Annotated in this window: 9 protein-coding genes and 3 tRNA genes; 3 read left to right on the top strand and 9 right to left on the bottom strand. The window is 46.5% G+C overall.

Features of this window, described 5'->3' with window-relative positions:
• Positions 1 to 33: 33 nt before the first annotated feature.
• The 4 genes from AK963_RS02220 to ung all read right to left on the bottom strand — a co-directional run bounded on the left by AK963_RS02220 (position 34) and on the right by ung (position 1,686).
• Positions 34 to 126: transfer RNA gene (locus AK963_RS02220), tRNA-Ser, on the bottom strand.
• 9 nt (positions 127 to 135) lie between these two features.
• Positions 136 to 212, bottom strand: a tRNA-Arg gene (locus tag AK963_RS02225).
• A gap of 595 nt (positions 213 to 807) precedes the next feature.
• Positions 808 to 884: transfer RNA gene (locus tag AK963_RS02230), tRNA-Arg, on the bottom strand.
• 115 nt (positions 885 to 999) lie between these two features.
• A complete protein-coding gene (ung, locus tag AK963_RS02235; protein WP_066013760.1) occupies positions 1,000 to 1,686 on the bottom strand; it encodes a uracil-DNA glycosylase in 687 nt (228 codons plus the stop codon).
• Between the two features lie 258 nt (positions 1,687 to 1,944).
• On the opposite strand from ung, the gene AK963_RS02240 reads away from it, so the two are divergent.
• Positions 1,945 to 2,853 (top strand): Ppx/GppA phosphatase family protein, encoded by a 909-nt coding sequence (locus tag AK963_RS02240; RefSeq protein WP_175404416.1) that lies wholly within the window; start codon positions 1,945 to 1,947, stop codon positions 2,851 to 2,853.
• Positions 2,854 to 3,248: 395 nt separating this feature from the next.
• Here AK963_RS02240 and AK963_RS02245 read toward each other — a convergent pair whose 3' ends face one another.
• The 3 genes from AK963_RS02245 to prfB all read right to left on the bottom strand — a co-directional run bounded on the left by AK963_RS02245 (position 3,249) and on the right by prfB (position 7,141).
• The gene (locus AK963_RS02245; protein WP_066013823.1) at positions 3,249 to 3,971 is read right to left on the bottom strand and encodes a TetR/AcrR family transcriptional regulator; all 723 of its coding nucleotides are present in this window, start codon (positions 3,969 to 3,971) and stop codon (positions 3,249 to 3,251) included.
• 465 nt (positions 3,972 to 4,436) lie between these two features.
• Positions 4,437 to 5,957: a lysine--tRNA ligase gene (gene lysS, locus AK963_RS02250; protein ID WP_066013765.1), complete on the bottom strand. Its 1,521-nt coding sequence runs from the start codon at positions 5,955 to 5,957 to the stop codon at positions 4,437 to 4,439.
• Between the two features lie 85 nt (positions 5,958 to 6,042).
• A protein-coding gene (prfB, locus tag AK963_RS02255) for a peptide chain release factor 2 (protein WP_139117200.1) occupies positions 6,043 to 7,141 on the bottom strand; the annotation gives its coding sequence in 2 pieces (ribosomal slippage) (positions 6,043 to 7,065 and positions 7,067 to 7,141; 1,098 coding nt in all).
• A gap of 510 nt (positions 7,142 to 7,651) precedes the next feature.
• On the opposite strand from prfB, the gene glk reads away from it, so the two are divergent.
• A complete protein-coding gene (gene glk / locus AK963_RS02260; RefSeq protein WP_066013769.1) occupies positions 7,652 to 8,626 on the top strand; it encodes a glucokinase in 975 nt (324 codons plus the stop codon).
• 103 nt (positions 8,627 to 8,729) lie between these two features.
• On the top strand, positions 8,730 to 9,326 hold the full coding sequence (locus AK963_RS02265; RefSeq protein ID WP_066013771.1) for a hypothetical protein: 597 nt from the start codon (positions 8,730 to 8,732) through the stop codon (positions 9,324 to 9,326).
• 20 nt (positions 9,327 to 9,346) lie between these two features.
• On the opposite strand, the gene AK963_RS02270 is transcribed toward AK963_RS02265, so the two are convergent.
• Both AK963_RS02270 and AK963_RS02275 read right to left on the bottom strand, forming a co-directional pair.
• Positions 9,347 to 11,569, bottom strand: a complete 2,223-nt coding sequence (locus tag AK963_RS02270) for a GMC family oxidoreductase N-terminal domain-containing protein (protein ID WP_066013773.1) — start codon at positions 11,567 to 11,569, stop codon at positions 9,347 to 9,349.
• A gap of 25 nt (positions 11,570 to 11,594) precedes the next feature.
• Entirely contained in the window at positions 11,595 to 13,469 is a 1,875-nt protein-coding gene (locus AK963_RS02275; protein WP_066013774.1) for a class I SAM-dependent methyltransferase, read from the bottom strand.
• Positions 13,470 to 13,677: the final 208 nt, after the last annotated feature.

A 13,677-nucleotide genomic window follows, 5' to 3' on the forward strand; every position in this document is an offset into this window, starting at 1 on the left:
AGGAAGGGAAATCAAGGAGTTAGAAAAGATAAATGGCGGTGAGGGAGGGATTCGAACCCTCGATACGGCTACAAACCGTATACTCCCTTAGCAGGGGAGCGCCTTCAGCCTCTCGGCCACCTCACCGTTTCAAAATGGCGCGCTCGGGAGGATTCGAACCTCCGACCGCCTGGTTCGTAGCCAGGTACTCTATCCAGCTGAGCTACGAGCGCCCTGCGTCAACGGAGGCAAACTATAGAGATTTCATTGGGTTGAGTCAAATACGGTTTTTACGGATCCAGTAAAACAAATACCCAAGTACCAGGTTTCATTTCCTTAAACGCTACTCTATATACTCAGGCCAACATGCCGACTTCTCCCAGACTGCCAACCAAATGCTCAGGCATTCCGATGCCTTTATAAGCCAACAGACTGTGCGAAACATAGACTGGCTGGGCCAATTCTTAACGTCATCAAAAGCGTGAGCAGTAACCATGATCCAAGAAAACGAAACAGGGAATCCTGACTATTTGAGTTAATCAGAGCATCAAGCAGTGCTGATCTCAAGAATACGGCTGTGTACTCATCGTATCTTCGAACAACCGGGTGAAGTCGATGTCAGAGCTGCGCGGATTGATGAGCAATACCAGACCTGTTTGTTGCCTCGGTTATCGCGAGTCATTACAACGCAGAACTGGCCCTACATCACCAACACCATGCCCACAGGGCTCAGGCGACGTCGTTCGAAAGTTCAATTGATACAGTATGCGCAGGGAGGGAACAGCAAATTTCAGGTATAAAAAAACGGCAGATAAACTGCCGTTGATATGGCGCGCTCGGGAGGATTCGAACCTCCGACCGCCTGGTTCGTAGCCAGGTACTCTATCCAGCTGAGCTACGAGCGCGTATGTACTGAAGAACCATTGGGTTTAACGTTAAAACTCCGCCTTCATTCAGTGGCGTGGATCTTACATAAACCAATGTTCTATGTACAGCATTAATAGAACAAAATATCACCAGTTAATTTACGGGTGGCAGTTGCCAGTCTATGGACTGTATTCCATGACTGCGCAGATAATCATTACTCTTTGAGAAAGGCCTGCTGCCAAAGAAGCCTCGATAAGCAGAAAGCGGTGAGGGGTGTACCGATTTCAGAACCAGGTGTTTACTGGTATCGATAAACCGCCCTTTTTTCTGTGCATAGCTGCCCCACAAAATAAAAACAATATGCTCTCGCTGTTCATTCAAAGCCGTGACAACCTGGTCAGTGAATACTTCCCACCCCCTACCCTGATGAGAGGCCGCCTGCTTATGCTCGACAGTCAGCACGCTGTTGAGAAGTAACACCCCCTGTTGGGCCCAGTGTTCAAGAAAACCATGACTGGCTGGCGGAATTCCCAAATCTGACTCCAGCTCTTTATACATGTTAACCAGCGATGGAGGAATGGCGATTTCCGGGCGTACTGAAAAACTCAACCCGTGAGCCTGACCTGGCCCGTGATACGGATCCTGTCCAAGAATTACCACTTTAACCTGTTCAAAAGGTGTCAGATCCATAGCCCTGAAGTATTCCGCCCCCCTGGGGTAAATCATTTTTCCCTGGGCCTTTTCATGTTGCAGAAAGCTGCGAAGGGTCTGCATGTACTCTTTGGTAAATTCATCCTGGAGCATGGCTTTCCAGGAAGACTCCAATTTGATGTCTGGCATCACCCTACCTCTGACCTATTGCTCAAATGATATTGACAAATAACTTACCTCCAACCGCATAAGAGCCAACTACACTCTCTGCCAGCCAATGCACTTTAGCACAGCAACACCTTTACTAATAACAACCAAAGTATTCAGCCCTCGTCATGGATCGCCTTCAATACAATGCAATTTTTTAATCAAGTATTTATCAGAGTCTCCGCTGTAGTAGCCCTTCTTTTTATCTGTCAATCAGCCATAGCAAAACTCGAACGCAGGATGGCCATTGAGATTGATGCAAATACTATTCACTTCGCCATCGCAGACGTAAATAAAAAGACCGACAAAATATACCGCCACCTTGATTACGGTTCACTGGAAGCGGGTTTCTACGATGACTTGTCATCCAGCGACAACCGCTTCTTCAGCAGCTCTATGCTGAAAAAAGCTCAGAAGCTCTTTCAAAAACTGCGAACCCGGCAGGAACATTTCAAGGCAGTTAAAGTAAGAGCCATTGCCACTGACATCTTCAGGGAGGCACACAACGCCGAAGAGCTGGTACAGAAAATACGGCGTACAACAGGCATTGATATTCGAATTCTATCCCCTGAAGAGGAGGACAGAATGGATTTTTTCTCTGCTTTCATGGTAACAGATCACTCTGAAACCCCCGTTGTCTGGGATATAGGTAAAGAGAGCTTTCAGCTGATTATCTCGGATCCCAAAACTGGCCCATTTGCCCACAAAGGTGATTTTGGTTCTGTTTCCTTCATGGAATACCTGAAGGAAGTTGTCCAGAACAAACCAACGCATTTTCTGGGTTCATTGCCCCCCATATCAACCAAAGAACTCGAAGCAGGTATCACCTTTGCACGATATCTTGCCCGCAGAACACCCGTCATTATTCGCAAAGAACTAAAGAAAGATAAGGTAAAAATAACCGGTATTGGCTCGGTATTTCAGGAAAGTTTCGCAGAAGATATCACCAGACAGAGAATGTCATTGGATAGAGGGAAGCTGGAGAAATACATCCTTGATCAGGCCTCATCCAGTGATACCAACGAGACCAGTCTTTCAAGTGCAATTTTAGTATTTGGGTTCATGGAAGAGCTGGACATTTCCCAGATGTTTATCTCCGACCACAACAGCACTGTGGGCATGCTCGAATTCCCAATCCTCTGGCATTAACTCTATTCCTAACCCAGCGGGGCTCACAAATCTGGCTCGAAAAGTCATCTTCCATCAGGCGAACAATTGCTGATGTATTGGTTCAACGATGTTAGGCGATAACTATACGAGCCAGGCTGTTTCTGCCGTTGTTGCAATGACTTGAAAGACGTGAGCACTCAGATCCACCGGGGGCGCCTGTGGAAGACAGGCGGCCTGTTTGTACTATTGGTTCAACACTTCAGGTAGATTATCGGGCTTTAGTATCCAGCGAGGCTCACGAGAAATTGAATATGAAAACTCCTGCCTCCAAGGAGAATAGCGGGCTATCGCGAGAGGCAGAGATTTTTGGAACTTATTGCCACATGACTGCACGAGCTGAAAGTGCCGTGCAGAATCTTAAGCCCGAAAAACGCCTAATTATATATACCCAGCATTAACTCTATTTGACGCTTAAGCATTACCCTGAGCCTGTCAGCTGTTCTTTCGTCTTCAAAACCTGCAATTAACCCCTGGTACTCAACATGAAGAATAATACTACCAAACAGTTCAGCATCAATATCCGGATGGTTAGAGCCGATTTTTGAAAAGAATGTTTCGAGGCTATCAAGGAAGAATTTCTGGTGGCTGAAAGCGATGGGTCTCAGATTTTCGTTACGCAGACATTCCTGCTGGAAAGCACGCTCTGCGATGAGGTAGTCACGATGCTCTTTAAGCTGAATCAGAACATACTCAATTGCGAGGTCACTGATCCGATCAGCAAATATCTGACGACTTGCCTTGTCTGATGGAACGAGCTCTTTCATGGCTATTTTCAGCATACTGTCAGACTCTTCCCAGTATGCCTTGAACTTCTGTGCCCCCATCTCAACAAACAGAGTGAAGGTATCGGTAATCAGATCAGTAATATCTTTAAAATAATAGGTGGTTGCAGAAAGAGGAACATTGGCTTCCTTAGCAACAGCACGATGACGGACTCCCCTGACTCCGTCTCTGACAACGATTCTTAATGCCGCCTCAAGGATTGTACGACGACGCTGTTCACTATTGGCACGACTGGTTTTTCGCCCCTGATATTTCAATTCCATACCGCTGACGTGCTTACCAGAGCTTTTCATGCCTTCTGATGAGGAATCCATTGTTGAAACCATATTAAGACTGCCTTACAGTTGCCTGATTGTTTTATAGCGTTCGTCCAGTACCATCGCTTGAACATGCATCTTAGTACAGAAACCAACCATACGTCTGAAAACCGGCCCTGCAACTATTCAGGATTATCAGACCGCCATACCTGGCAGTATTCCCCATATACTTATACAGGCCGATTAGGCAGAGCGACTGGCAACTTCCTGACTTCACCAGCAAAGCGCATCAACTCAAATTCAGGTTCCACACCTCAGATACTACATGAGCAGGCTAGGCCTGCTCATGTCATAGATCCTGAAATATCAGCATCCCAGGAAGTAACTGAGATAAGTATGCAATTGCTAATACTGCAACCAAACGGTAGATAATCACATACCTTATGTAAACGATAATCTACATCGTCGATTCAAATATTTGGCCAGTACAAACTTATACACAATAACTCCCGGCATCAATATCTACTGAGGACGCATATGCGGGAACAACAATACATCCCTGATTGACGGCGCATCCGTAAACAGCATCACCAGCCGATCTATACCAATACCTTCTCCGGCTGTTGGAGGCAGACCGTATTCAAGTGCATTGATATAATCTGCATCGTAATGCATTGCCTCATCATCCCCGGCATCCTTTTCAGCTACCTGCTGTCTGAAACGCTCTGCCTGGTCTTCTGAGTCATTCAACTCAGAGAAGCCATTAGCGATTTCCCGACCCCCTACAAAGAACTCAAAACGTTCGGTAACAAAGGGGTTGTCGTCATTTTTACGGGACAGAGGCGAAACTTCAGTTGGGTAATCTGTGATAAAGGTAGGGTTAAGCAAGTGATGCTCGACCGTTTCATCAAAGATTTCCATCTGAACCTTGCCAAGCCCCCAGATCGGCTTCACATCAATGCCCAGTTTCCCTGCAACCTGTGTCGCTGACTCCAGGTTGTCTATATCAGAAGCATCAAGATCCGGGTTGAAATGCAAGATAGACTCAAAAACCGACATCCGCGCAAACGGCTTGCCAAAATCAATCATCTGCCCCTGGTACTCGAACTCAGTTTTACCCAGAACATCCTGAGCCAGCTGTTTCAGCATGGCTTCAGTGTGATCCATCATGTCGGTGTAATCCGCATAAGCCTGATAGAATTCAATCATTGTGAATTCCGGGTTATGTCTAGTAGACAGCCCTTCATTGCGGAAGTTCCGGTTAATCTCAAATACCCGTTCAAAACCACCAACGACAACGCGCTTCAGATACAGTTCCGGAGCGATACGCAGATACATATCGATGTCCAGCGCATTGTGATGAGTCACAAACGGTCTGGCCGTGGCCCCACCCGGAATCACCTGCAGCATCGGCGTCTCAACTTCCATAAAGTCCTGACCCAGGAAGTAGTTACGAATACCCTGAATAATTTTGGAACGGATCTGGAAGGTTTCACGGGACTGTTCACTGGTAATCAGGTCAACGTAGCGCTGACGGTAACGCTGCTCGGTATCAGTCAGGCCTTTATGCTTTTCAGGCAATGGGCGCAGCGACTTGGTCAGTAGCTGAACAGCACTCATATCAACATAAAGGTCACCTTTACCTGAGCGCTGAACAGCACCTTCTACACCGATAATATCACCCAGATCCCAGGTTTTGATCGCATCCAGAGTCTCTTTCGGCAACTGCTTGCGATTCACATAGAGCTGGATACGGCCAGACATATCCTGCAGTTCCATGAACGCGCCACGGTTCAGCATAATACGGCCAGCCACTTTAACGCGGTGGTTCAGGCCTTCCAGAGCAGCCTTATCATGATCTTTGAACTGCTCCTGAAGATCGCCAGCCAGCGAATCCCGGCGGAATTTATTCGGGAATGCCACCCCTTTTTCACGAATAGCCGCCAGCTTTTCCCGACGCAGGGCAACCAGGCGGTTTTCTTCCTGGGCTTCAGCAGCCTTTTCTTCCTGCACCTGTTCTGACAATAGATGTTCTTCAGACATAAGATATTCTTCCAATACCGGAGACAGTATGCATCCGGAGTCATTTGGAGCCTGCCGAACTTAAGCTGTCCCGCAGGCTCCCATGTTACAGACCTTTTTTCAGGCTCGCTTCAATGAACTTGTTCAGGTCACCATCCAGCACGGACTGAGTATTACGGGTTTCAATCCCGGTACGAAGGTCCTTAATACGGGAGTCGTCCAACACATAAGAGCGAATCTGGCTACCCCAACCGATGTCCGACTTGGAATCTTCCATCGCCTGAGACTCCGCCGTTCTCTTCTGCATCTCCATTTCATAAAGCTTGGCCTTCAGCTGCTGCATAGCCTTGTCTTTATTCTGATGCTGGGAACGCTGATTCTGACACTGTACAACAATACCAGTTGGCACGTGGGTAATTCGAACCGCCGAGTCGGTGGTGTTAACGTGCTGTCCGCCTGCACCACTGGAGCGATAGGTATCGACACGAAGATCAGACGGATTGATTTCTATATCAATATTGTCATCAATCTCAGGAGAAACAAAGACAGAAGCAAAGGAGGTATGACGACGGTTACCGGAATCAAACGGTGACTTGCGAACCAGACGATGAACGCCAATTTCAGTTCTCAGCCAGCCAAAAGCATAGTCGCCGATAAACTGAACCGTTGCTGATTTGATACCTGCCACTTCACCGGCAGAGACTTCAATGATTTCCGTTTTGAAACCGTTGGCCTCACCCCAGCGCAGGTACATTCTCAACAGCATATTGGCCCAGTCCTGAGCCTCAGTTCCCCCGGAACCGGCCTGAATATCAAGAAAGGCGCTGTTAGGGTCCATCTCACCGGAAAACATACGACGAAACTCAAGCACTTCCAGTTTCTGGGCCAGCTCATCAAGCTCATCCACAACGCCCTGGATACCATCTTCGTCTTCTTCTTCTACCGACATTTCCAGCAGTTCTTCTGAATCTCCCAGACCGCTGGTCAGCTCATCAATGGTAGAAACAATCGCTTCCAGGGTGGAGCGCTCTTTACCCAGTTTCTGGGCGTACTCCGGATCATTCCAGACGTTCGGGTCTTCCAGCTCCCTTTCTACTTCCTGCAGCCGCTCACTTTTGTGAGCGTAGTCAAAGATACCCCCTAAGCACGTCAGTACGCGCTGTCAGGTCCTTGATACGCTCCTTAATGGGATTGACTTCAAACATTGCCCTATATCACTCACTGTTGTCAGGTGCACATGGCACCAACACTCGAATACTGCATAGTCCCATCAAGAGCTGACCAATACTGACGGCTCTGGAAATACAATGGGAATGGAGATGACAGCACTTGGCTGCCCATGAAAAACAGCTGGCCGACCTCTGCAAGGCCATTACCAGAACCTGTAATACAACTGAGCGATTCTACAACAATAGCCTGTTGGTTGGAATTGCTCCGATGCTCAGACTCCGGAACCTGTGACGGTGGTATTACAAGTTCAACAGGCCCTGTGACTGACAAGTGGAATTACCGCCACGAGATCGCAAAGAATGCATCCCCGCGCATTGACTCATGTCATGACATCAAACTACGCCTTTACCCGCCAGTAAGGTAAAATCCTGCCCATTACTTCACCCTCACCCGTAACCGGAACCATAAAGCCCCACGTACCGACCTGGACACTGATACAAAGGGGTTTCTGCTCTGGTTACATAACAGATTGAGCACGCTTCATTATGTCTCATGACACCTTATTGGATGACTCAATGGCACTGGTAGCTGATATCGGTGGCACAAACGCAAGATTTGCACTCTCACTGGGCGGCCAGCTGCAATCAGACTCTGTACAGGTGCTGGCCTGTAATGATTATGAAAACCTCGACCATGCAGTCAGCCACTACCTGACGCTTCAACAGGTAGCCGTGGATCATGCCTGCATGGCTTTTGCCTGTCCTGTGAGTAGCCAGACGATAAAAATGACCAATAACCATTGGGCATTCAATAAGTCTGAAATGAAAGACACACTGAAATTGCGGTCATTCAAAGTCATCAATGATTTTACTGCCCAGGCGCTTGCCCTGCCGGCCCTGCCTGAAAACGCTCTGATCAAGGTTGGCAATGGAGAGGCTATTGAAGGTGCTACCAAACTGATTATCGGACCAGGCACGGGTCTTGGTGTTGCTGCACTGAAAAAGGTAGGTGACCACTGGCTGCCGTTGCCTGGGGAAGGCGGACATGCCGCATTTTCTCCCATTTCATCCATGGACAATGAAATTTTAAGTATTCTTCAAAAGAAGCTGGGCTATGTTTCCTGGGAATCGGTACTCTGTGGTTCTGGTATTGAGCTGCTGTATGAAGCCCACAGTACATTGTCAGGTCAAACACAGATACTCAAAAATCATGAAATCACTGCACAGGCCATGAGTGGAGAGGCTCTCTGCAAACAGACATTACTGCATTTCTGCGAACTGCTGGGCAGGGCTGCCAGTAATGCGGCACTGACTGCTGGTGCCCAGGGGGGCGTTTATATTGCTGGCGGTATTATCCCACGCTTCCCTGATTTTTTTGCTCAATCGGATTTCAGAGCATCATTCGAAATTAACGACAAAATGGTCAACTATCTGGCAGCTATCCCAACCCACCTGATTATTCACGACAATCCAGGGCTGACCGGTGCATGTGAAGCCTTAGGCAACCCGTTAATTCATTGATTTTCCGGGCTGGCTCTGCCTGGGCCAGCTTTTAATACCACCCAGACGAGGTGCAGCCTACACTATAATTATCAGGATTGATGATCGATACTAGGGAAGTATTATGGCCAATGGAGTTGGTGGATCCGGATCTGCACTTAACTGGGTGCAAAAGAAAACAGCAAAACGGCCTCAGCTGTTCAAAAAACCAGCAAACACACCCAACCTTGGCAATATTTCCAAAACTGAAGCCAAAGCCCGTGTTTACTCCTCGAAAGATTCAACGTTCAGTGTAAAAGATACTAGTTTATTAAAGCGCACTGCAAGGCAAGTCCCTGCTGATACTCGATTGCCAACAACCGCTTCTCAGAGTGAAGCTCTGATAACATTAAACAGCAGCCTGAAAACACTCGAAGCACAATTAAAGGAGAGAGACTCCAGAGTAGAAGCAACGGAAGAAAAAAGGAAAGCTGCTGGAAAGGAGTTATTAATTGCAGCCAAACAGGCAGGCCTCAGTACTCAAGAAGCATTAAGATCCTCCGATTTCGCCAGACACAAAGAAAAATATCAGAAAGCATCGACTCTATGCAAATCAGCAATAGAGAACCGTGACAGGCTTAAAAACAGTATCGATGCATTAAAAACCCAAATTACCACAATAGAGAAGCTTCAAAGTCTTAAAAACCATCCTATGCTGCAGCAGCAAAGCAACAGCAGATAAAGGATAAATGAGATCGGCACTCAGGGCAGTAAAACAGGCGAATTTTTGATAACCCCGTCCACAAACAATTTTCCGATGGTATAAATAGTCTGCATCGGATTAGCTCCACAGGATGTCGGAAAAACACTGCCATCCACGATATAGAGATTAGAAATTTCCTGACCTGATTTCTGGTTCCAGACCCTGAAATTTTTTGAGACCACCGATGTTTGTGCATTATTGCCCATTTTATTACTGCCCTGCAGATGAGCAGAAGAAAGAAAATTCTGATTCGGCATCAATGTCATGCGATTAACCGCTGTTTCAACCTGACTGATATCCAACAAGGGAAAATAAGTCGCCTCGTCCGACAATAGTGACTCACTGGAAAGCAGTTCCACTTTTTCTGCGGATGCCTTGAAAGCAATCTTGATACCGATTTTCAGCCCTTCCTTGAATCGTTTAATCGAGTCATCACTGAGTTCATAGAAAATATCCACTTCATTCGTTTCCGGGTTAATAAAAATACGATTATTATCTTCTGGCTCATCAACCAGCATCACTCCAAACCCACCGTAATGGGAAAAATTCTCCACCATACTGAGGATCTGCCGACCGCTACCCGGATGCAGCAATGCACCAAAGGCAGCATCAGCAGACATGGCTTCAAAAAAATACCCATCTTCAACCGTTCTCGATGGCACATAAACAGAAGCAGAAATCCCCTCATGATTATTTACCGGAAAGTGGAAATTCGCGGGTATTCCCATGGAAGGATGCAGCACAATGCCTTTCCCTGCCCGAGGGTGATCAGGAAAACTTCGCAGCATAATCTCTGCGGAACCCAGGCTGCCTGCAGATAAAATCACGTTTCTGGCTTGAATGGTTGCCACTGTACCCGTTTCTGCAGCAAATTCATTGGGGTCTTTGAGGACACCACAGTCATCCCACGTCAGCTGAAAGGTTATCTGAACGCCTTCAGCCTTCTGACCTGAGCCATCCATTAGCACTCTGGTAACGCGGGCAGAAGGAATAATCGAAACTCTGTTGTGATAATCACCTCGCAGTGATGGGTTTAAAAAAGCATCGACAGCAGATACTTTCAAGATTTTATTCTGCCCACCCTCAGAAGTTCGAGCGTTAAGGTGATAACGTTCTGGAACCAAGCCTTCTTCCAGGGCGCCATTGTGCAGAATCCGGTTATTCTGGTTAACTTCATCCATAGCAGGCTTTCTGGTACCAAGTTTTTCCATGACCCACTGATATGCCGCGTCCACCCGGGAGTCATTAAACAGGTCTTCCCTCACCCAGTCATTATCCATCCATTGGTGAAACCTTCTCTCAATAGCCGGCAACCTTGGCGAAAAAGCCAGGTCCACATTAACGGCGGTTCCACCTCCCACGGCCTGACCATTGCGAATCACAATACTCCCATCACTACTGGTTCTCAGATTGGCAGATTCAATCAGTTCCGGGGTAAATGTCGTATCACGACTACCGGGTTTCACAAAGGGGCCAGCCTCGACAACGACAATATTAAGTTCGGTTCCTGACCTTGCCAGTTCGGAGGCGATGAGTGACCCTGCAGGACCACTGCCAATAACCAGGTAGTCAATCTCTCCACTCTGGTGTCGGATAACCCCATTATCAAAAGTCAGCTTTGAATCAGGAAGCAGATAGTCCACCTCTTTACTGACGGCAGTTGCTGTATCAATCCCTGATATCAACTCAGACAGTGACTTCCCATCAGGCAACTTACTGGAATACGCAAGACTGATATACGTTTTACGCAGTTCAAAAGCCAGTCGTCGAATATCATTATCCGCATGACGCCGTAAATCCATCAGAAAGCTGGCCTGCCGATCATAACTCATCTCCTGAAAACCAAACGTCATCAGCTCCGGATAGGATTTTTGCAGATCTTCCGGCACCAGACTGGTTTCAGAAACACTCAGGAACTCAAGCTGCTGTAGAATATTACGGTTCTGTCGGACATATTCCCACGATCTCTCCCTGACCAGGCACCGAGCCTGCCGAATGGTACTGGAAAAGGCATCAGATTCGGGCAGAATGAAATTGAACAAGGCGTAATGAACGCCTTTGAGTCTATCGTCATGGTAACCAGCACTATCAGAATAAATATATTGAGCGCAGGCTGAACCGGCAGAGGCCAGCTCCATAGCAACACTGTTTTTTACCAGTAATAGCAGAGTAAGCAGTAAAAACGGCTTGAAGCCTGTTTCGAATGGTTTTCTGGTAGACATGACAGCCAACACCTGCAGCTTATAATTAGTAGTCAAAAATGTGCTTAATAGAAAAACCATCAAGCTGACTAACCTGTCTGACCATGTCACCCATCGTACCCAGCTCTACCTTGATAATTGCCCGCTTGATACAGCTGTCGATCACCGAATTGAAAGAGAACAGCTCTTTACACCCTATTAATTCAGAACATATTGACTTTGTCTCATTACCTTGCGTTTCGATAGCCAAAACAATCCATTGATTACCTGCCACCTCTTCAATATGAACAGAGTTCTGGACAAGATTCAGAATAATTTCAGTAAATGGCTGATATCTGGGTACCTTTAGGGCGTGATAATCACCAGAAGAGTAAACAACGTCAATCCTGTCATCACTCTGTACCAGCCCACCAGCAGGGTCATAAACAATCATTCCTATCGTCCCGGACTCTTCACCATAGGTAGAACCAGATCCAGCCTTAAGCAGTGGAGCCATATACGACTTCAGCCAATACTCTGTCCTGAATAAAGTTGCTTCTGAATCATTCTCATGATTTTTCTGATTAAATTCCCGGTATTTCTGCTGATAAGGAAATTCATAAAAAGGGGTATGGTTTATATAGTGCGCATATTCATTTTGAATGCTGGCAATATATGGATTTGTCTGTTTTTTACGAACCCATGTTTTATCAACAGCACCTTTGACGGCATATTCCGTTCCCTGAATAACACCTAAAAATGCATTCATAAAATTATACCCAACATTCACTCCCTGAGTATTAACCAGAGATTTCAGATAAACCCACCAGTAGAGCCCAATACTTTTAAAATAAGGGAAGTGCCAGGAGCCACTATTCTGAACAAACTGGGCATAATCCTGAGAATTCCAGACAATCCACCATTCAGGAACGGTAAGGATCGATTGATCTTCTGCCCTCAGGTAAAGCTGGTTTTCACGGATGTTCTGCTGCAATTTAACAAGGTCTGTAGCGGTAGTTTTGGTGAAACGAAGCAGAGTGTTATCCGAGGGGTCTCCTTCCTGTTTCATACGCCCGGCATGAACCGTAAAACCGTGTCGTTCCACCAGATCAATCCAGTACTGCAAGGGCTGAAAGTTTCTATATTCATTGACCTCATCGTTCACCGCCACACCAGTTGCCAGGTTAAACGTCATATGGGCAAGATGAACATAACTCTCGTTGATGTCATCCAGGTCGTGATCCCTCAGGATAAATACACCTCCGACTCTGAGTATTCGGTTCAGCGACTCCAGAAAACCATCCAGTTTTTCTACCGGGGTATGATGCAGCCCCACATACATCGTTACCAGGTCGAGACTTTCCGTTGGAATATCTGCCTCAGAGATCGGTGAGAAATTATCAGAGGGGATAAATTGATAATTTGGGAAAAGAGCACCTCTTTTAACATAGGAAGCAATATCAAAAGCACCGGGATTCCTGTCATTAAGCATAAAGACCCGCCCCGTAAACCCACCAGGGAAGCTGTCCTGCAGAGTATTGATGTAAGTTCCATCCGTACCGATTTCAAGATAACCATCAATCTCATACTTTTCAGGAATCAACACTTTTGTCTGATATCCCAGTACTTCCCTTTGATGATTCAGTGCCTTTTTTGCCAGCTTGAGTGATTCAAAAACACCGGGGTTCACCTCAGACATCCTTCCTGCAACATTTCGATAAACCTGCAGGTCGGTTGATTCCGGCTTTTGCATTATTTCCTGATGAATCAAATGGTCCATTTGATCCGCTGAAATAAAGCGCAGCACTTCGTTATAAAACCCTTGAAAGTGCGATCTTTTATCATCATCGAGATAAACAGATGAAAAGTGGAAGGAACCCACATTCCCCAGGGCGACAACAGAAAACAACAATAAAAAGCCTGGCAACACCCTGTTTTTCATATTAACAATGACTCATCCAAAGGGTAATCAATAATTAAACTAACGTTTGTTTAAATTTCCAGCCCTTTTGACAAGCAAAAGTTCCAAGAGTTCCTTACACCTCAGTCAGGGAACCAGGAGTTATTGGATTATTTGATATGGGTATTTACCAGACCTGCTTACCCAGACGAAAGATCAAACAGTATCCTGAGATACGCCCCCCCTGGGT

The organism is Endozoicomonas atrinae (assembly GCF_001647025.1).
Classification (GTDB): domain Bacteria; phylum Pseudomonadota; class Gammaproteobacteria; order Pseudomonadales; family Endozoicomonadaceae; genus Endozoicomonas; species Endozoicomonas atrinae.